This window comes from Bacillus sp. JJ1566, assembly GCF_036962685.1.
Taxonomy (GTDB): domain Bacteria; phylum Bacillota; class Bacilli; order Bacillales; family Bacillaceae_L; genus Ferdinandcohnia.
In genome coordinates this window covers 49,057-69,106 of record NZ_JBALOP010000020.1, presented here as the reverse complement: position 1 = coordinate 69,106, position 20,050 = coordinate 49,057, and the positions used below count along the sequence as shown (strand labels likewise).

Genomic DNA, 20,050 nt, shown 5'->3' with positions numbered 1-20,050 from the left:
TTTCGAGTGGATACTAGGAGGGAGCTTCTAGTATCAATAAAGGTGGTACCACGAAAGATACGGTCTTTTCGTCCTTTTTATAGGGATAGAAGGGCCTTTTTACTTTATTAATGGGGGATAAACCCCATTAATAAAGTAAAAGCCTCCGGCGGATGCCACAGATTTTCAAAGGAAACTTTTCGCGTGGGCGCGAAAAAATCTGGGCGCAAATACGCCATGGCGTATTTGATTAGTTACTAATTTGGCGGTGAATGAAATGAAGAAAAAACGAATTGTTGTCAAAATAGGGAGTAGTTCATTAACAAATCAAAACGGTGGTCTTAGTATTGAAAAGCTACGTGAACATGTTGATGCGATTGCCCGATTAAAGGAACTCGGGCATGATGTGATTCTCATTTCATCTGGTGCCGTTGCAGCCGGATTTATGGATCTTGGTTATTCTTCCCGACCTAAAACCGTAGCAGGTAAACAGGCAGCTGCAGCAGTGGGACAGGGATTACTTTTAAGAGGATATACAGAGGAATTTAAAAAGCATGGGATTGTTGCCGCACAATTGCTGTTAACAAGACAGAATTTCTTATATAAAGATCAATATAACAATGCCTATGCAACATTATCCGAGCTTTTAAGACGAAATGTTGTACCCATCATCAATGAAAATGATTCCGTGTCACTAGAAGAATTAAACTTCGGTGATAATGACATGTTATCAGCACTAGTAAGTGGCCTTGTACATGCGAATTTTTTGATTATCATTACAGATGTCAATGGAATCTATGATCAAAATCCACAAACACATCCAGATGCAAAAAAGTATAACTTCCTTGATGAAATTCATGATGAATTATTAAGTGGCGCTTCTGGAGCGGGGTCAAAGGTAGGCACTGGAGGAATGAAATCAAAGATAGAGGCAGCACGTACAGCGTTAGGTCTCGGAGTGAAAGTGTTTATTGGCTCTGGTTCAGGTGAGGAAAAATTTGTTGATATTCTTGCAGGAAAAGGGGACGGAACTTACATTGGGAACTCCTCACGGCCTAGTATGAATACAGCAAAGCAGTGGCTGGCCTTACATTCGATTCCAAGTGGAAAAATTGAAGTTGATCAAGGTGCTGCAGCCGCTATTCTAAGACATGGTAAAAGCCTTCTCCCTGCAGGGGTAACGAATATTATTGGCAATTTCAAAATCAATGATGTCGTTGAGGTTGTGAACGTAAAGGGAGATGTGATCGGAAAAGGAAAAGTAAATTTTTCATCCGATCAATTAATAGAAATTAAAGGATTATCTAGTACAAAGGCAATGGTTAAAGTAAACAGTGATCAAGGTGTTGTCATCCATAGGGATAATTGGGTAAGTCAAAAAGAGAGGAGAGTTAAATATGAGTGAGTTAATTGAGAAAGCGAAAAAGGCAAAAATAGCAGCTGCGATTCTAGCGAAAGCGACGACAGAACAAAAAAACAAGGCACTTTCAACGATTTCAGAGCAATTAATGAAGGAACAAGCATTTATTTTAGAAGAAAATCAAAAAGATTTACAAGAAGGGAAAGAAAATGGAATGAGCGAGTCGTTGCTTGACCGCTTAAAGTTAAACGCACAGCGGATTCAAGATATGGCAGACGCTCTTATTTTGTTGACAAAGCTAGAAGACCCGATTGGACAAGTATTAGAGGAGTGGGAGCGTCCAAATGGCCTAAAGATTGCGCAGGTTCGAGTTCCGCTTGGAGTTATTGGAATGATTTATGAGGCAAGGCCAAATGTAACAGTTGATGCATCAAGTCTTTGTTTAAAAACAGGGAACGCCGTAGTGCTTCGAGGTAGTTCGACTGCGATTCATTCTAATAAGGCGATCGTAAAGGTAATCCAACATGCCTTAGAATTAAGTCATCTACCAATTGAGGCTGTACAATTATTAGAAGATACGAGCAGGGAAACAGCGTCAGAAATGTTCAAACTAAATGAATATCTTGATGTATTAATTCCGCGTGGTGGCGCAAAATTGATTCAGACGGTCGTTCAAAACTCAACCGTTCCAGTACTAGAAACAGGGGCAGGTAATTGTCATGTGTTTATTGATGAAACAGCTGACCCAAAAATGGCGATAGAGATTGCGATTAATGCGAAAGTCCAACGCCCATCTGTATGTAATGCGATTGAAAATGTTCTGGTGCAGAAGGATTGGGCATCCAACCATTTGCAGGAGCTAGTAAAGGCTTTACAAGAACATGATGTTCAAATTCATGGTGATGATGCAATTCAGCAGGTAAGAAAAGATGTTATCCCTGCTCGTCCAGAAGACTGGGGTACAGAGTTTTTAGGGTTAGAGGTTGCCGTAAAAGTGGTTGAGAATGTAGGAGAAGCCATTGCTCATATTAATCAATATGGAACAAAGCACTCAGAAGCGATTATTTCTGAATCCATTGATAATGTAGAGCAATTTTTTACAGAAGTAGATGCTGCAGCAGTTTATCATAATGCATCAACCAGATTCACAGATGGATTTGAGTTTGGATTTGGAGCTGAAATTGGGATCAGTACTCAAAAACTTCATGCACGTGGACCAATGGGCTTACCAGCCTTAACTTCGACTAAATATACGATAAGAGGAAATGGACAAATTAGATAATGTTGTATAAGAACATGTAGAGGATGTTTCCAAGTCATTTGGCAGCATCCCTTTTTTGGTGTTTACAAATCTGTTTGCATGTCCACAAAACGTAAACATGATGTGCACAATTTCGTTTACATGTTTACAAATCTGTATACATCCCGGAATGACAACATGTGTACGTTTTTGTGTTCAAAGTTTACGAAAATGTATACAAAAATCGACATGTTTACAAGGTGTTTACAGGTTTACAGTTATGTTTCTTTTCAGTGAGAGTCATTGTGAAATCTAGTAATCTCTTATACGCTTTTAGTGTACATAGCAATAAAAAAATCTACTAAAAGGGATGTTGATGATAATGTCTATGTCAAGAATTGCAGCAGTTGATGTTGGTAATGACTCAATTAAGGCGATCTTTGGAGAACTAGATTACGAATTAAATATACCTAATATAATCGCTAGAGACACCGAGGACCGCCCGGTAATCGGAATAGAAGAATTAAATAGTAAGGACCCACTGGAGGGAATTCATATTAAGGTACATTCCCCTGCTCTAAAAGAAAATAATGCGATTTATCGAGTTGGCCATTTGGCGACTAAGAGCAGTAGTGCATCAGAATTAGACCCGGGAAGCAGCAAATCAGAGGAAGATCAAACCTTGATTATGCTTTTTGCTACATTGGCCTTGGATGCGGTTAGTGAGCAAAACACATCTACCTTCCCACGTTCAAAAAATGTGATTGATGCAAATTACACTCTCGGCACTGGATTACCGCTTCGTGAAGTAAAAGAAGGCAAAGATACGGGATACCGCTCTAAGCTAACAGGCTCGGTCCATCAGGTGGAATTTCTTGTAACACCAAGATACCAGGGACTAAAGGTAAACCTTAAGTTCAATGAGGTTAAAGTCTATCCAGAAGGCTTTGCCGCTTATATCAACCTCGTAATGGACCATAATCTTAAGGTGATTAATAAGGATTTAATTGATAAACGAATTTTGATTCAAGATATCGGTGGACTCTCAACAGATATTGCCGTGATTCGTAACCGAACTGTCGATGATGATAAGGCACAAGGCTTTAATTTGGGTGTGTCTGAATCATTGGAAGCAATAAGAGAAGAAATTCGCTCTAAGCACGGAGTAGAATTAGATAGTCGCCGTGATGTGGTCGATATTATTACACGAAAAAACAACCGGAATCATATTATGGTAAAAGGGAGCCGGACAAGCGTTCACGACATTACAGATCGAATTCTGCTTGAATTAGCCAAAAAGCAATATCGGTTACTTCGCAATGTTTGGTTGAAAAACTCGCAAACGGAAATCTGCTATTTCGTTGGTGGCGGGTCAATTGTGTTAAAAGAATATATGAAAACATTAAATAATAATCTTGATGGCTATAATATTGAATTCTTTGAAGATGAAAAAGAGAGCATTTGGATGATGGCCAATGCTTATTATAAGCTCATTACTGATTATGTAAGGAAGAATGAGAAGCAAAAGGTACCACAAGAGCAGGTCAAAAAATAAGTAATAAGATAAGGTGATCCTATGAAAAAGTCTGCCTCAACCGAGGTGAAAAGGGGCCAAGCGATTTCTTTTCGTGTACCATCCGATACACCTGATCATTTATTAAAGCATCTACAAAAATTGAAGGAAACAGAGCGAAGGAATTTTTCAAGTAAAATTGCTGAGTTTGTTATGCAGGGCGTCGGCCAGTCCAATTCAAGGGAACGGGAAGTCGTTACAGTTCCACTCCCTCATAAATTAAGTAAATCCCAGCGAAACTGGCTGAAGCATGAGCACTCCGAGGCCCTGCTTGGTAGTATAATTTATCAGCTTTTAACGGATCCAGTTCGTGCGACTGCCCTGCTAGCTTCCTTAAATAGCAATTCCTTGGATCTGGATGAGGCTTTGTACCTTCAGGAAGAGGTAACCTCTATTCAGTCACAACTATTAGCATCAAATGAGGTGGAAATACCAACTACTTCAAACAATAATAGAGATGCCTTCGATGATGAATTAAATAATTTTAACTGGGACACTGCAAAGCAAGAAAAAACAATCGAAGAGGAAAATGATCTAGAAGAAGCGGACTTAGACAGCTTATTAGGTGATTTCCTTTCTGCGATGAATAAGTAAAAAAAGAGGACAGCTCTCGTTACTTTAAGGTAGCGAGGGCTGTCCCCTTTTAAATTGTCCTGGAGAAATGTATCATAGGTAAAAAGTAGACATGAGATAAGGATGAAGATGATGGGAACGGAATTGACTATAAAGGTAAAATCAAATCTTGCTAATAAGTATAAGGAAGGATATCCACTTATCACAAAGCAAGTCATGAATGACACAAGTGCTTTAGAAGAGGGTGTGCTTATTAACCTTGTTGATGAAAATCATGCTTTTATCGGCAAGGGCTATTACGGGAAACAAAACAAGGGATACGGCTGGGTGCTTACGAGGGTCAAGGCGGAAAAGATTGACCAATCGTTCTTTGAAAGGAAGATAAAAGCAGCCTTAGATAAAAGAAAATCCTTTTTTAACGATAAAGAAACTACCGCCTTTCGAGTATTTAATGGAGAAGGAGACGGAATCGGAGGCTTCACGATTGATTATTTTGATGGATATTACTTAATCAATTGGTATAGTGAAGGAATTTATACGTATTCCGATCATGTGGTTACCTCCCTTAAAAATCTCGTAGAGTACAAAGCGATATACCAGAAAAAAAGATTTCGAGCTGATGGGAAATTTATTGAGGAAGATGGATTTTTAGCTGGTGAGCGAGGACAATTTCCGATTATTGTAAAAGAGAACGGGGTTAACTTTGCGGTTTATTTTAACGAGGAAGCGATGGTTGGAGTTTTTCTAGATCAGCGAGATGTGAGAAGAACCATTCGAGATAAGTATGCAAAAGGGAAAACAGTATTAAATACTTTTTCGTATACCGGGGCTTTTTCCGTTTTTGCAGCATTGGGCGGAGCCGCAAAGACAACGAGTGTTGATTTGGCTAATCGTAGTTTACCGAAGACGATTGAGCAGTTCAGTGTAAATGGCATTGATTATGAAGCCCATGATATTATCGTTATGGATGTTTTCCATTATTTTAAATATGCGGGTAAAAAGAATCTGAAATTTGATATGGTCATCCTTGATCCTCCAAGCTTTGCGAGGTCGAAGAAATTCACCTTCAGTGCCGAAAAAGATTATAAGAATCTCTTGAAGGAAGCAATTGCGATTACGGAGAAAAATGGAATTATTGTCGCATCAACAAATAGTGCATCATTTGACATGAAAAAGTTTAAAGGATTTATTGATGCGGCCTTTAAGGAAAGTAACGGCAAATATAGAATCGAAGAGGAATTTTCATTACCTCAAGATTTCCAAACGATTAAGCAGTTTAAAGAAGGGAACTATCTGAAGGTTGTGTTTATTAAAAAACTTAATGACTAGAAGAAGTATCTCGAAAAAGGAGATGGTTATTTTGCTTCGAAACAAAATAACCATCTTTTTTATTGATGTGGCATTTGAATATCAATCATTGTGAGCTCATTTTCGTTAGTTAACGCATACTTTAATACTTGATCAAAATCACTCAACTGAATAGGTCTAAGCCCCTTTGCCCCAAAACTTTCAGCAAGCTTCGAAAAATCAGGGTTTCCAAATTGGGCTCCATAACTATTACCATAGAACTTTTCCTCCATCATTTGTTCCTCTAACTTTAACGACATATTATTTAAGATAATCACAATGATAGCTAACCCCAATCGTTTGGCGGTCTCCAATTCGGAAATATTCATTAAGGCTCCTCCATCTCCAGTAATGCAAATAACAGGAGCATCTGGGCATGCTAATTTGGCACCAATGGCACCAGGGATGGCAATCCCCATTGAAGCCAATCCATTTGAAATAATGAGCCGACCGGCTTGTTTTGGTTGATACGTGCGGGCAATGGCAAGCTTATGAGCCCCAACATCAGAGATTACGATGGTCTTTTCTGTTGAGTGAGCTTCGATTACCGTAAGTACGTTTTCTATCGAAAGTGCTTGTTTTCCTTTTACATCTTTATTAATTTGATAGGCAGTCTCAATACGTTCTTTTACATTTCCAGCTGGAGCCCATTGTTTAGAAGAAAGCTCTAATTGAGTCAGTGCTTGTAAGGTCTCATTTAAATCACCAATCAATTCACCATTTACAGGGTAGTATTCATCGATCTCGGCTGGGAGTGGATTGATATGTAAAATCGGGCATTTCTTTTTATTCCAATCCTTCGGTGGTTTCTCAATCGAATCAAAACCAATGACGATCAATAAATCTGATTCGTCCATCAAAGGCAGAGCCTCATCCTTTTTCATAAACCCAAATGTAAAATAATTTAATGGATGGTCCTTTGGCAAAATTCCTTTTGCCATAAAACTATGGATAACAGGTGATTGAAGTTGTTCGATGAATTTTTGAAGCTCTTCTACAGCCTCTTGTCTTATTACAACGTTTCCTACGATTATAGCCGGCTTTTGGCTCTGTTTGATTAAAACTCGTGCAGCTTCAAGCGCTTCTGCAGTCGGTTTACTTTTTGGGATAGGTGTAACCGGTAGTGGCAGGGAGGCAGAATTTTCAAGTGCTAGATTCTCTGGCAATTCAATTAAGACAGCTCCCGGCTTTTCCATTTGTGCTTCCCGAAATCCTTTGCGGATTATCTTAGGTATCGTTTTTAAATCCTTAATTTGAACACTCCATTTTGTCGCGGGTTCAAATATTTTTACGATATCAAGATATTGATGGGACTCCTTGTGTTGACCTTCAAATCCTTTTTGTCCAGTAATGGCGACAACTGGAGAATGATCAAGAGTAGCACTTGCTATTCCCGTTAAAAGATTGGTAGCACCAGGTCCTAGTGTTGCTAGACAAACGCCAACCTTTTTGGATAATCTTCCGTAAACGTCGGCCATAAAAGCGGCTCCCTGTTCATGACGTACATTGATATACGTAATTTGTTTCGATTTTGACAATGAATCCATGAGATCAAGCGTTTCCTTACCCATGATGCCAAATAGATACTCAACACCTTCATTTTCCAAGCAATGGACAAGTACATCAGTTGTCTTCATTTGTTTCTTCCTTTCAAACTGCATTTTCTTTATTTTCCCCCTAGATTAAATTAAAAAACGAGTTTCTTTGAAAGAGTTCCATAATTAATTGTAAAATGGTAATAGGAAGTAAATAGATGGAGGCGATTTCAGTGCATTTTGTCGTGAATAAAGAATGGCTTGTTGAACAACTACATAACAAGGATGTAAAAATAGTAGATTGCCGATTTGCATTAGGAAATCCAACAGAAGGGGAACAGCTTTATCAGGAAAGCCATATTCCGGGCGCATTTTATTTTGATTTAGAAAAGCAGTTGTCTGCGCCTGTATCTGTGCATGGGGGTAGACATCCGCTTCCAAATATGGAGCTGTTAAAGCGTGAAATTGAGAAAGTAGGAATAGACAATTCGAAAACAGTGGTTGTGTATGATGGGGGCGAGGGGCAGTTTGCATCACGCTTTTGGTGGCTGTTAACGTATCTGGGGCATAACAAGGTATATGTTTTAAACGAAGGCTTTAGGGGTTGGGGTGAAGCGGGATATCCGACGTCGAAGGAAGTGCCGGAAGTAGAATCCGCAACCTTTGAAGTCCATATTCGCGAAAGCATGCTTGCTTCTTACGAGGAAATAAAGGATATCGTTGATCAGAAGAAACAATCTCCAATTTTAATAGATTCAAGGGATGAAAGCCGTTACTTAGGGGAAGTTGAACCGATTGACCGAATCGCAGGCCATATTCCGGGTGCAGTTAATAAGTGCTGGGCAGAAAGCTTGGAGCAAGGCGTCTTTAAAAATAGCGAAGAACAGAAAAAAAGATTTGCCGACCTTAACAATGAAGATGAGATTATTGTTTATTGTGGTTCAGGTGTAACGGCAACCCCCAATTTTATTGCTTTAAAAATGGCAGGGTTTAAGAATGTAAGACTATACGCAGGAAGTTATAGCGATTGGGTCTCCTATGAAGAAAACCCAGTAGTAAAAGGGAAAGAGGAATAAACATGCGTGTACATTATGATGACTTAAAAAATGAAATTAAGAGAGTCCTTATAAAAAGAGGCTTTGAGGAAGAAATGGCAGAAGCGGCTGCATCCATTATCGCTGATAATAGTCGGGATGGTGTCTATTCACACGGGTTGAACAGGTTTCCCTCTATTGTGAAGGCTATAGATGAGGGTGCGATTAAGCCAAATATGCGTCCGGAAAAACGAAACGGTATCGGTTCGCTTGAACAATGGGATGGCCAATTGGGGTTTGGCCCAATTAATGCAGGCATTGCGATGGAAAGAGCGGTTGAACTCGCCAAAGAATTTGGCATTGGCTGTGTTGCGTTAAGTAACACGAACCACTGGTTACGTGGAGGTACATATGGTTTGAAAGCAGCCGATGCGGGCTGTATCGGAATTTGCATGACCAATACATTTCCAAATATGCCGCCATGGGGTGGAACAGAAAAGCGAATCGGGAATAATCCCTTGATTATATCGATCCCACAGAAAAATGGAGGACATGTTTTATTGGACATGGCTCAGTCTTTATTTTCATACGGGAAGCTGCAGACCTATTCACTAGCAGAAGTGAAGCTCCCATTTGATGGTGGCTTCGATGCAGCGGGTAATCTTACGAATGACCCAGACGCAATTTTAAACGGTGGAGAGGTTCTGCCTGCTGGTTTTTGGAAAGGATCAGGGCTTTCTATCGCCATCGATATGGTAGTCTCTGCGTTGTCAGTTGGTAGATCAACATTTGATATGAGAATGGATGCAAGGGACGAAGGAATTTCACAAGTATTTATTGCGATAAATCCGACTGCTTATGCGGGTGAAGATTTTGCGGACTCCTATATTGAAAATATGTCTGAGTATATAAAGACCTCAGCAAAGCGGGATGGCGTTACGGAAATATTATATCCAGGTGAAAGAACAGCGAGGGAACGTGAAGAAAACCTAAAAGAGGGAATTCCAGTAAACGAAGAAATCTGGGAAACTGTGAAAGGTTTATAAAAAGGAGCTTTCCATTTCGGGAAGCTCTTTTTTATGTTATCGGCTCAAAATTTAAAAGCGGGATATCATCCCTAGAACCAATTATATAGGCTCCAAATTTAAAGATACCGACCCAACATGAAACTGTATCGGACAAACCTGTAATCCCACCCATATTAAAAGCCTTCCGGCTCACCCGGGGGGCAGACTAACTAGCCAAATTATTTTCCTAAATATGATGACGTTTTCACCTAACATAAAGTATAATTCTATAAAAAGGGAATTTGGACGGTGAATGGAATTGTGAAGAAAATAACTGTAGAAGACTTGGTACGGAAGTTTTCGTTGAAGGTATTGGCCGGTGAGGGTCAGCTGAAAAATACGATTACGCAATCCCGGGTACATCGTCCAGGACTAGAGTTCGTAGGCCACTTCGACTTTTTTCCGACAGAGCAGGTTCAAATTTTAGGGAAAAAAGAAGTTACATATTTACATAAGCTTACAAAAGAGGAACGTAGAATTCGGATTGGTAATATTGTTCAATATCATCCTCCTTGTTTTATCGTCACATGTGGGGAAGAGGGACTCACTTATTTAACACAGCACTGTGTGGATCAAGGGATTCCGTTGTTGGTAACGAAAGAAGTTGAGATAACCTCTGATTTTATCGTAAAATTGGATGCCTATTTGATTAAGGAATTGGCTGAGGAAATTGCGGTCCACGGAGTTTGTATGAATGTATCTGGGATTGGCATTCTCATTCGAGGAAATTCAGGTGTTGGAAAAAGTGAGACAGCCCACACATTAATTCGTAGAGGACACCGGCTCGTTGCGGATGACATCGTCGTGTTAAAAAAGCTAAGCTCTCAAACGATTCTTGGAACACATGATGAAAAAACAAAAGAATTTTTGGCCCTTCGCAGTATCGGCTTATTAAATGTGGTTCGCATGTATGGGCGAAAAGCCTTTCAAGATGAAACGCGCATATCCCTCGATATTCATTTAACGAAATGGGAAAAAGATGGCTTGTATAACGATTTGGATCAGGAAATCAACACCATGGAATATATGGATGTTAAGATTCCTTCGATTGAAATTCAGCTACAGCCAGGACGTGATGTAGCAGGGCTTATTGAGGCTGCCGCAAATAACTGGTATTTGAAACAGCAAGGGTACAACGCAGCTGAGGAATTTATGAGCCGAATTGAGGCCGAAATCAATGACTAAAAAAAGTGCCTGGCCCGCACTCGTTAATATGAGTTGGGGTCAGGCACCTTTTTTTATTACTTTCTTAATGAAGACAAGAAGACATTCTGTGCTGCATTCACTCCAGCACCAGGCTCAAATCGATAGCCAAAGTCCTGCAATCCTGCTTCCATTAGGGATACAGCTTGAAGGATATCGCTAGGGAGGCAATAGCCCATATGTCCAAATCTGAAAATTTTACCTTGAAGATGGCCAAGACCACCAGCAAAATCAAGGTGATACTTCTTTTTTAAGTGCCCTAAATAGGCAGCCAAATCCAATCCTTCTGGGGCACAAACTGCAGTAATTGTTGGTGAGGCATACTTTTCACTTGTTAACAATCCTATTGACAAAGCCTTCATGGACTCTCGAACCATATTTTTCATCAATTCATGTCGTTCAACGGTTTTCGAAAATCCGCCTTCCTCCTCAATTAAATCACACACAGCAGAAAGTCCCATAATGAGTGAAATTGCTGGCGTATTAGGTGTCATTCCTTTTTTCGCCCACTCACGATAGCTTAATAGATTTAAATAATAAGCAGAAGACTGATTAGCCTCTATGGCTTTCCAAGCTTTTTCACTTACGGCTAACAGGGCAAGTCCCGGAGGAAGCATCATTGCTTTTTGTGAACCAGTGACCAAAATATCGATGCCCCACTCATCCATTTCAGCAGGAGCGCCGCCAATACAACTTACTCCATCGACAATGAAGAGAGCATCTGAATGATTGCGTACGACTTCTGCTAGTTCGTTGACAGGGTTTAAGATTCCTGTTGAAGTTTCATTATACGTAGCAAAAACAGCCTTAATATTAGATAGCGGTTTCAAAAATTCAATTAGGTCTTCTTTTGTGCAAGCTTCACCCCAAGTTTTTGCTAGTTTATGTACAGTTAAGCCATATTTTTCACAGATTGAAACGAAATAATCCCCAAAGGCACCCACTGTGATGACAACAACTTCATCTCCAGGAGAAACCGTATTTACCACAGCTGCTTCTAGTGCTGCTGTTCCACCTGAAGGAAGAAGCAAAATATCTTGCTCAGTTCCGAAAACAGATTTGACACGCCCAGTTGCATCTTGATAGAGCTTTACAAATTCTGGTGTTCGATGGCTAATCATATTTTGGGCCATTGCCAGTTCCACTTTTTTAGGAATTGGAGTAGGTCCAGGATGTCTAAGAATATTAGGATACAAGATTTATTCCTCCGTTTCACAATTTTCATAAGATTAGTATATCTAAATTCGATTATATCTTATTTAAAACTATTTTTCAGCGAATTTTGGCTTTAATAAGAGGATAAAAATAACCCTCCACTTTTTTAAAAGTAGAGGGTTAAAACGCTAAGCGACGTATTCTTCTTTATTAATATCAGTTGCTTCTTCCTTAATATAATATTTTCCTTTTGTTGCAACAGCCAAAATAATAGTTAGGATAGAGGCGAGTATTGCTGCAAAAAATGCTGCCGTACTTTGTAGAAATGTTCCCATATATCCAAGTGCGGCGATTGTGCCAAGGCTACATGAAATCAATAATGCACCAACACCGACGGGATTCCATTTAAATAAGTTCTTTTGTTTAGACTCATAATAGCCAGGGCTAAGTTTTAAGATTTTCTTAACGAAAACCGCATCGGAAACTAAAATGGCTGCCCAAGATAATAGGAAAACTCCTTGGAAAGTCAATACTGTACTAAGATGGTTGACGATATTACCAAGCATTAAGAAGATTGCAGACACGCCAGTCACAACCACCCAAAAACGTCTTCCAGGTTTAAAATTAAAAACGTTTTCGAAGAAGTTCGAAAGGGACAGTGAACCACTATAAATATTTGTAACGTTAATTCTTACTTGGGTAATCATTGTAAAGAGTGCTCCCCACATACCTAGAAGCGTAACGATGTAAACACCAGGATTTGGCTCTCCTAGACGAACACCGAACCAAATACCTAAACCACCCATTACACCAAAACAGAAAATCTGTGGGACAAACCCAATTGCAAATACTCCAATTTTCCTGTCCTTGGGTTTAAGAAAACGAGCATAGTCGGATGCAAGTAAAGGAGTTAATCCCATAATCCCGTGCTGCATACCTATACAAAGTAAGAGGGCGGTTCCTCCAACTTGAACATTCTCTGGCATATAAGACCAAAAGCTACCATCATATAAAGATGGTTTCATAGCGGCCACCACAATTGCGGCAATTAAAAAAACACCAAAAAGCGGTAATGACCATTTTTGTAATTTGTCCAATTGTTTGATTCCAAACCAATTTAATGGAATGACGAGGGTACCAAAGAAAAGAATTAAAGCCCATTCGGGAATAATAGGTAAGAATTCATGGACCGCGGAAACTAGAATTAAACCTTCAAGGGCACAATACATGATGAAGTTTGTGGCATAAATAATGGAGGTTAATGATGCGCCAATATAGCCGAATCCGCCACCCCTTGATAATAAATTGACGTTCATACCAGACTTTGCAGATAAGTACGCAATGAATGTTCCAAGAATACCGGCAACGATAATCGCATATATAGCGGAAATGATTGCGTTAATAGCACCAAACTGTAGTGCCATAACACTTCCCATTTGGAAATAAAAAATAGCCGTTGCAATTCCGAATGTAATATTCGTTATACTTAACCAACTCATGTTTCTTTTGTTAAGTGGTACTCTATCCAAGGAATAATCATCACTCAACGCTTCGTTGCGATTTTGCTCCGATTGGATAACAGATCCCATCTTATCAACTCCTTTTTTGTTTGTGAATAATTTCACAAGTTAATATCCTGAAAAATAAATAGAAACGTACGGTTCGCTTAACCGAGTGTAAGTATACCAATAATAAAGTAATGGAATCAAATGCGATAATCCAACGTATTTCGTGATAAGTTCCCTTTAGGGCATTTCTAGTAGACATAATCTGCTGTTATCGTAGAAATAGTACCGAATACCGAATTATGCGCCTTGAAGGCTATTAAATATGTGTAATTTTAGTGTGGAATGTTTAATTTGCGCAACTAGGTATGTGGAACTTTCGGGTTTTTGGATGATAAGTAAACTGCCGTAAATTTTATTAAAACTCTTCTGAAAAGTGTGTTAAAATAAATTGAGTCGAGATTACGTGATCATAGAGTGTCACAGAAATTTACCCAGCAATACATGAGGTCTACTAGTAAAAGTAACTGGAAAAACAGAGGGATTGGAGGAATACATTATGACTGCTGGACTCATTATTATTTTATTACTCGTTCTATTTTTACCTTTCGTTGTAAAGCCAATTGAACGAAACTTAGAGCCATTTTTATTTGTCATGGGACTTCTAGCGGCACTAGTAAGTGGTGTCTTTAATAGAAAATTATTTTTTCACGCTTTAGAAGACCCAATTTTCATTACGCTAGCTGTACTTATCGCTGGCTTGTTATTCAAATGGTTGAAGACGCCGATTGAAGGAGCTATTTTAAAAGTAAGTCACAAAATGGATGTTCGTCTATTTCTTGCAATTATTATAGTCGTTTTAGGGTTATTATCCAGTGTGATCACTGCTATTATTGCCGCTATCGTACTCGTATCAATCGTAAGTACGTTAAGTTTGGACCGCAAAACGGAAATTCGTACTGTTATCTTAGCGTGTTTTTCAATAGGGCTAGGAGCAGTATTAACGCCAGTTGGGGAACCATTATCGACGATTACGACTAGTAAATTAAAAGAGGATTTCTTTTATCTCTTTCAATTAATTGGCTTGGAAGTTATTGTTGCGGTTCTTGCTATTGGTGTTGTAGCGTTCTTTGCACTAAAACCCGTTGAGGGTGATGGCGGCTTAGATGGGGACAACCAGGCGGAAAATTATTCTGAAATTATTATTCGTTCGTTTAAAATTTACTTATTCGTCATGGGTCTAACATTGCTAGGGGCAGGTTACGAGCCACTAGTAAATCAGTATTTACTTCATTTACAGCCTGGGGTTTTATATTGGATTAATATGATTTCAGCAGTTCTCGATAATGCTACACTTGCTGCAGCTGAGATTAGTCCATCCATGAATGCAGAAACCCTACGTTTCTTGCTATTAGGGCTAATCATTAGTGGTGGGATGCTTATCCCAGGAAATATTCCTAACATCATATCAGCCAACAAACTTGGAATCACAAGTAAAGAATGGGCCAAATTCGGTGCTCCATTTGGTTTAGTGATGATGGTTGTGTTCTTTATTTATTTGCTTATTATGGGATAATGAAAATGAAAAAATCCACTTGTCTTGGTTTCAAGCAAGTGGTTTTTTTGTGTCTATGGGAGAAAGAAAGTAGAAACAGCCTAGCAACCAAGCAAGGCTGTTTTTTGTGTCTTAAATCAGAAATTTGAGTACGATTTGAACAGAAAGAAAGCAAAGATGCGGAAATGAGTCCGAATGCAGTTGTCATTTGGACAATGATAAGGCGAAAATATTTAGTGGAGTCCAAATAAAGTAGTCATTCGGACATGCAAAGCGAGAAACAGAGTGATAGAGTCTAAAAGCGAGAGTCATTTGGACAGAGAGATGATGAAAGTGCAAAAGTGTGTCGCAATGCAGGTGCCATTTGGACAAGTGAGCAGAAAAAGAGAGTGATAGAGTCTAAAAGCGATGGTCATTTGGACAGAGAGATGATGAAAGTGTTGAGATGAGTCAGAATGCCAGTATTAATTGGACAAGAGAGCAGAAAAAGAGAGTGATAGAGTACAAAAGCGAGTGTCATTTGGACAGAGAGATGATGAAAGTGTTGAGATGAGTCAGAATGCCGGTATTATTTGGACAAGAGAGCAGAAAAAGAGAGTAATAGAGTCCAAAAGCGAAGGTCATGGACAGAGAGAAGGCGAAGATGTGGAGTGGAGTCCGAATCAAGTAGTCATTCGGACATGGAAAGCGAGAAACAGAGTATAAGAGTCCGAAAGCAAAACTCCCAACCTTTGTCTAATTGCCGGTATCATTTGGACTAAGTTTGATAAAAAGGGCAATAAAAGTTCCAGCCAAAAAGAAAAATACCCTATCTAAAAAGCTAGATAGGGTTGGAAATATTCATTCTTAATCCTCAAAATTCTAACTATAATAAGTATTTCTGGTAGTGCCGATAGAATTATAGTTCTTCTTAAGAACTCGTGAATATGTACGTTTGCATAAATCCAGTTTGCACCAGTCAAATATTGCTTGGGTTGTAATTTTTTGATCTGGAAATAGCAAACTAAATTCCTTCACATTCCGCATAATTGCTTGGTCGATTTTTTCCTGCTCCCCGCAGCTATTACAAAATAAATGATGGTGCCTAATTGAAACCTGAAATGACTTACAGTTCTTGCAATAGGTCCCAGGCTTAATTTGGTCATACGTATAAGCCGGTAACTTTGCAAAAGGGTTTTTCGTCTGATGAAGTTCCAGTAATGTTTGGGCAAGTTTCCTATGCCCGTCATTCAACTGAGAAGAACCCTTATTTAAATCTCTTAAAAACCGATTTAATTGAGTAGGTAAAATAAAAGGCTTGTCAAGAGGTGCTTGATATAGTGTGAATTCTGGATGGATAAAAATAATGGAGGCATCCACAAGGTAATTTAGATTGAGGCTTTGAAGCAGTTGGCGGAATAAAGATGCGCATCTGTTTAACTGATTTATGGGATTTTTATATTCACGTCCAGTAGAAACAGAATAGAGATTATCTGAGTCCAGATAACAGTCACCTTGGAAATTTTTTATATCAAGAAGGTTAATAGCTCCCTGTGAAATAACCGTCGAATCAATTTGAAAAAAGGAATTGTTCATCTCAAGCCATAAGTCATTGATAACGTACCGTTCTTCCCCAAGGTCTTGTATCATGGAATCAAACCTCAGCTCACCCTCATAGCCTCTTTCAAGGTTTTGATAATAATATTTTTCTTTTGATGTTAACTCCGTTCGAATGTTTAAAAATCGCAGGGTTAACAATTCATCTGATTCAGTTCGTGCTTTGAGTAACACACTTCCACTTCCTTTCTATATTTCTATCCTTATTTTAAAAGAAAACTAACTAAATAAATATGAAAATTCTGTTAACATTTTGTGTCTGGTCCATAGGGAAAACTTATCCATTTTCATAATAAAGATTAAATTTCTTTATCACTTTTTTGCTACTATACTTAAGGTACAAGGGGTGGTACGAAATGGAATATATTATTCTATTTTTTATTGGGATATGTGCGACGACTTTAGGGACACTTGCTGGTGGTGGGGGATTGATTAGCTTGCCGTCAATGTTGCTTTTAGGTGTGCCTGTTCATTCGGCAATTGGAGCGAATAAAGTTTCAAACACAATAAGCTCGTTCTCAAGTTTTTTCTACTTAATGCGAAAAAAGGAACTCTCATTAAAAGAATCCGCTTGGATTATACCTGTTAGCTTGGCTGGTGGGGTCAGCGGGGGCTTTATTGCTTCACGGATTTCAGCGGAAAATATGTATATAGTTGCGATTGTCCTGTTATTATTTGCTTTTATTGTTTCTTTTATCGGAAAAGGGAATTTTACCGGAAATGAGCCTCTGAAGTTCAGTAAAGTCAGTGCACCGGGGCTATACAGTATTGGAATTTATGATGGGTTGTTTGGTCCTGGACAGGGCACATTAATGCTCTATCTATATAATCACTTAAACATCGCATATATTCGAGCAGTTGGCTTGGTACGACTTGCTACGTTCTCTAGTTGTTTTGGGGCTGCAATCACATACATTGCGACAGGTCAAATTATTTGGCCTGTTACAATTGCGTTGTTGCTAGGTTCTTTTACAGGAGCACAAATTGGGGTGCGTATTGCTCAAAAGCTAAAGCCCCAGTATGTAAAGCCAATTTTAAGGATTGTAACAGTGCTTCTTATTTTTCAAATCGTCAGTGAAAATGTACTATAATAAAAAATCTGGACTTAGTAAACAGTCCAGATTTTTTTTATTTTGGTTATCCTAACCTCAAGGAGTGTGAGGTATGTGAATTCATTTTGTCCAGTTATGTGGAATGAGGACCCACCGCCTGAAGATCAGAAGGATTGTAAGGAGTGCGGTTTGTACCAGCAAGGGTCGCGAATGACATGGGGTGAGGGGAATCCAAAAGCACCTATTATGATTATTTTAGATAATCCAGGTGCACGAGAAGACCGTGAAGGCAATCCAATGATTTGTGGAACAAGGCAGACCTTGCAGAAAGCGGCTCATGAAGCAGGTATAGATAAAGAGCAATTGTATGTAACGTATATTTTAAAAAGAAGACCGGTAAAAGCCTATGACAAGGAAAAAACAAGGGAAATTTGTATCCGTCATTTGTATGCCCAATTGGAAGAACATAAACCTAAGTTGATTATTTGTCTTGGAAATGTTGCCGTTCAGTCATTTTTCGGTAATCCCGAGCTTGAAGTGAAAGGGCTGAGGGGAAACTTTTACCAGATAAATGGCTATCAAACGACTGTCGCGTATCATCCGCTCGCTGCAAGAAGAAGACCAAACTTGTATCCGCTTTTGTTGGAGGATATGCAATTAGTTGCGTCAGAGCTTCGGAGACAAATCTATTAAAAAGGACGGGTTCACATAAAGAACCCATCCTTTTAGTTACCAGTATATTTAAATGAGTATATATGCGTTTTTGTTAAATCAATGACTTCCTCAATAAACTCAGCCTGAGTTGCCCTAAATCCACTTGTTATCCAATTTTGGATAAGCCCGTAAAAGCCGTAAGCTGTGTAACGTTTGAAATAGTCCATGTTGACTGGAATGTTGTTGATTGTTTCAAATATAAATTTTTCTTGATATATTTTTAAAATGGTTTGCGGAAAAATGGTGTGTAACCCTGGCAATGTATCGTCATATTTAATGAGTTCAAAAAAGTTTCGATGCTCATCAATAAAGGACACAATATGAAAAGACGGTTTACCGATCTTTGATGTATATACCCTTTGCCCTGATGAATATGGTTTTCCTACAGAATTCCATAATCCTGTCATCATGGAATCTAGTAAATCCTCTGCTAAATCGATTTTGTCATGGTAGTGGACATAGAAGGTACTGCGATTATAGGAAGCCTTATTGACAATGTCCTTTACAGAAACCGAATGGTACCCCTTTTCCTTGATCAGGTCGATGAGGGCAAGCTTTAAATGTTCTTTTGTTCGATTTCGGCGTTTCAAACTATCGTCCAATTCATATTCATCATTCATTAAAAAAACCTCCCCCAAAAAAGACATTTTTATTAAAAGTGTCTATTAATTAGACATTTTGATTTTCTTTGATGATTGTTTATTATAACCAGAATAGTAGAATAAAATTGTGAACAAATGGTGACAACACCGTTTGTATTACTCTCTAGCATTGGGTAATACTATATCCATATTATATCTTAAGGGGGATTACATCATGGGAAAATTACAAGATAAAGTGGCAATCATAACTGGGGGAGCTTCAGGAATTGGAGCAGCAACTGCTCGTTTATTTGTTGAAGAAGGAGCAAAGGTTGTTCTAGTAGACTTAAACGAAGAAAAAGGAAAAGCTTTTGAAGCAGAATTGAAAGCGCTAAACGCAGAAGCTTTATTTGTGAAAGCAAACATTACAAGTGAAGAAGAAGTAGCAAATATCTATAAACAAACAATTGAAGCTTTTGGAAAAGTGGATGTTGTTTTCAATAACGCAGGAATTGGTCGCGTTCAACCATCACATGAGTTAGAATACTCTGAGTGGAGAAATACAGTAAATGTAGACTTAGACGGAGTTTTCTTAGTAGCTCGTGAAGCAATTCGTGAATTCTTAAAAGCTGATGGTGGAGTAATCGTAAACACTGCATCTATGTACGGTTGGGTTGGATCTCCAGGTTCAGCAGCTTATAACGCAGCAAAAGCTGGCGTAGTGAACTTAACTCGTTCTCTTGCACTTGAATATGCAGAAAAGAATATTCGTGTAAATGCTTTATGCCCGGGATTCATTGATACTCCAATTATTCCTGAAGAAAGCAAAGAGGTATTACGCGGTATGACTCCAATGAAACGTCTTGGACAAGCAGAAGAAATGGCGAAAGCTGTATTATTCCTTGCTAGTGACGATTCCACATTCATGACAGGTAACAGCTTAATCGTTGACGGCGGATACACTGCACAATAATCGTAACT

The 20,050-nt window shown here is 38.9% G+C and carries 18 protein-coding genes and 1 other annotated feature (1 of these 19 cut by a window edge); of the genes, 13 read left to right on the top strand and 5 right to left on the bottom strand.

From position 1 onward, the window contains the following. Positions 1-79, top strand: a binding site (T-box leader) (it extends 148 nt beyond the left edge of the window). A gap of 177 nt (positions 80-256) precedes the next feature. The 5 genes from proB (at position 257) to V7112_RS09855 (ending at position 6,054) form a co-directional block, all read left to right on the top strand. Next, on the top strand, positions 257-1,384 hold the full coding sequence (proB, locus tag V7112_RS09875; RefSeq protein WP_335418438.1) for a glutamate 5-kinase: 1,128 nt from the start codon (positions 257-259) through the stop codon (positions 1,382-1,384). Next, positions 1,377-2,621 carry a glutamate-5-semialdehyde dehydrogenase gene (locus V7112_RS09870; protein WP_335418435.1) on the top strand — a complete coding sequence of 415 codons (1,245 nt, stop codon included), beginning with the start codon at positions 1,377-1,379 and terminating at the stop codon, positions 2,619-2,621. Before proB ends, V7112_RS09870 begins: the two co-directional genes overlap by 8 nt. 340 nt (positions 2,622-2,961) lie before the next feature. Next, the gene (locus V7112_RS09865) at positions 2,962-4,134 is read left to right on the top strand and encodes a ParM/StbA family protein (protein ID WP_335418432.1); all 1,173 of its coding nucleotides are present in this window, start codon (positions 2,962-2,964) and stop codon (positions 4,132-4,134) included. A gap of 21 nt (positions 4,135-4,155) precedes the next feature. After that, positions 4,156-4,746, top strand: a complete 591-nt coding sequence (locus V7112_RS09860; RefSeq protein ID WP_335418429.1) for a hypothetical protein — start codon at positions 4,156-4,158, stop codon at positions 4,744-4,746. Positions 4,747-4,857: 111 nt separating this feature from the next. After that, positions 4,858-6,054: a class I SAM-dependent rRNA methyltransferase gene (locus V7112_RS09855; RefSeq protein ID WP_335418426.1), complete on the top strand. Its 1,197-nt coding sequence runs from the start codon at positions 4,858-4,860 to the stop codon at positions 6,052-6,054. Between the two features lie 59 nt (positions 6,055-6,113). Here the strand turns inward: V7112_RS09855 and V7112_RS09850 are convergent, their stop codons facing one another. Next, entirely contained in the window at positions 6,114-7,733 is a 1,620-nt protein-coding gene (locus V7112_RS09850) for an acetolactate synthase large subunit (RefSeq protein WP_335418423.1), read from the bottom strand. 92 nt (positions 7,734-7,825) lie between these two features. Here V7112_RS09850 and V7112_RS09845 point away from each other — a divergent pair, with 92 nt between their 5' ends. The 3 genes from V7112_RS09845 (at position 7,826) to hprK (ending at position 10,893) form a co-directional block, all read left to right on the top strand. Next, the gene (locus V7112_RS09845; RefSeq protein ID WP_335418419.1) at positions 7,826-8,683 is read left to right on the top strand and encodes a sulfurtransferase; all 858 of its coding nucleotides are present in this window, start codon (positions 7,826-7,828) and stop codon (positions 8,681-8,683) included. Positions 8,684-8,685: 2 nt separating this feature from the next. Then, positions 8,686-9,687, top strand: coding sequence for a 3-dehydro-L-gulonate 2-dehydrogenase (yiaK, locus tag V7112_RS09840; protein ID WP_335418416.1), 1,002 nt, complete (start codon positions 8,686-8,688; stop codon positions 9,685-9,687). Positions 9,688-9,969: 282 nt separating this feature from the next. Then, the gene (gene hprK, locus V7112_RS09835; RefSeq protein WP_335418540.1) at positions 9,970-10,893 is read left to right on the top strand and encodes an HPr(Ser) kinase/phosphatase; all 924 of its coding nucleotides are present in this window, start codon (positions 9,970-9,972) and stop codon (positions 10,891-10,893) included. Between the two features lie 56 nt (positions 10,894-10,949). Here hprK and V7112_RS09830 read toward each other — a convergent pair whose 3' ends face one another. Then, positions 10,950-12,107 carry a pyridoxal-phosphate-dependent aminotransferase family protein gene (locus V7112_RS09830; protein WP_335418413.1) on the bottom strand — a complete coding sequence of 386 codons (1,158 nt, stop codon included), beginning with the start codon at positions 12,105-12,107 and terminating at the stop codon, positions 10,950-10,952. A 147-nt stretch (positions 12,108-12,254) separates the two neighbouring features. Beyond that, a complete protein-coding gene (locus V7112_RS09825; protein ID WP_335418410.1) occupies positions 12,255-13,655 on the bottom strand; it encodes a purine-cytosine permease family protein in 1,401 nt (466 codons plus the stop codon). Positions 13,656-14,130: 475 nt separating this feature from the next. Here V7112_RS09825 and V7112_RS09820 point away from each other — a divergent pair, with 475 nt between their 5' ends. Further along, positions 14,131-15,147, top strand: coding sequence for a DUF1646 family protein (locus V7112_RS09820; protein WP_335418407.1), 1,017 nt, complete (start codon positions 14,131-14,133; stop codon positions 15,145-15,147). A gap of 447 nt (positions 15,148-15,594) precedes the next feature. After that, positions 15,595-15,831, top strand: coding sequence for a hypothetical protein (locus V7112_RS09815; protein WP_335418404.1), 237 nt, complete (start codon positions 15,595-15,597; stop codon positions 15,829-15,831). 156 nt (positions 15,832-15,987) lie between these two features. Here the strand turns inward: V7112_RS09815 and V7112_RS09810 are convergent, their stop codons facing one another. Beyond that, positions 15,988-16,896, bottom strand: a complete 909-nt coding sequence (locus tag V7112_RS09810; RefSeq protein ID WP_335418397.1) for an NERD domain-containing protein — start codon at positions 16,894-16,896, stop codon at positions 15,988-15,990. A gap of 182 nt (positions 16,897-17,078) precedes the next feature. Here V7112_RS09810 and V7112_RS09805 point away from each other — a divergent pair, with 182 nt between their 5' ends. Further along, positions 17,079-17,813, top strand: a complete 735-nt coding sequence (locus tag V7112_RS09805) for a sulfite exporter TauE/SafE family protein (RefSeq protein WP_335418394.1) — start codon at positions 17,079-17,081, stop codon at positions 17,811-17,813. Positions 17,814-17,888: 75 nt separating this feature from the next. After that, positions 17,889-18,467: a uracil-DNA glycosylase gene (locus V7112_RS09800; RefSeq protein ID WP_335418392.1), complete on the top strand. Its 579-nt coding sequence runs from the start codon at positions 17,889-17,891 to the stop codon at positions 18,465-18,467. A gap of 32 nt (positions 18,468-18,499) precedes the next feature. Here the strand turns inward: V7112_RS09800 and V7112_RS09795 are convergent, their stop codons facing one another. Beyond that, positions 18,500-19,108 carry a TetR/AcrR family transcriptional regulator gene (locus V7112_RS09795; RefSeq protein ID WP_335418389.1) on the bottom strand — a complete coding sequence of 203 codons (609 nt, stop codon included), beginning with the start codon at positions 19,106-19,108 and terminating at the stop codon, positions 18,500-18,502. A 196-nt stretch (positions 19,109-19,304) separates the two neighbouring features. On the opposite strand from V7112_RS09795, the gene V7112_RS09790 reads away from it, so the two are divergent. Beyond that, positions 19,305-20,042: an SDR family NAD(P)-dependent oxidoreductase gene (locus V7112_RS09790; protein WP_335418385.1), complete on the top strand. Its 738-nt coding sequence runs from the start codon at positions 19,305-19,307 to the stop codon at positions 20,040-20,042. The last annotated feature ends 8 nt before the right edge of the window (positions 20,043-20,050 follow it).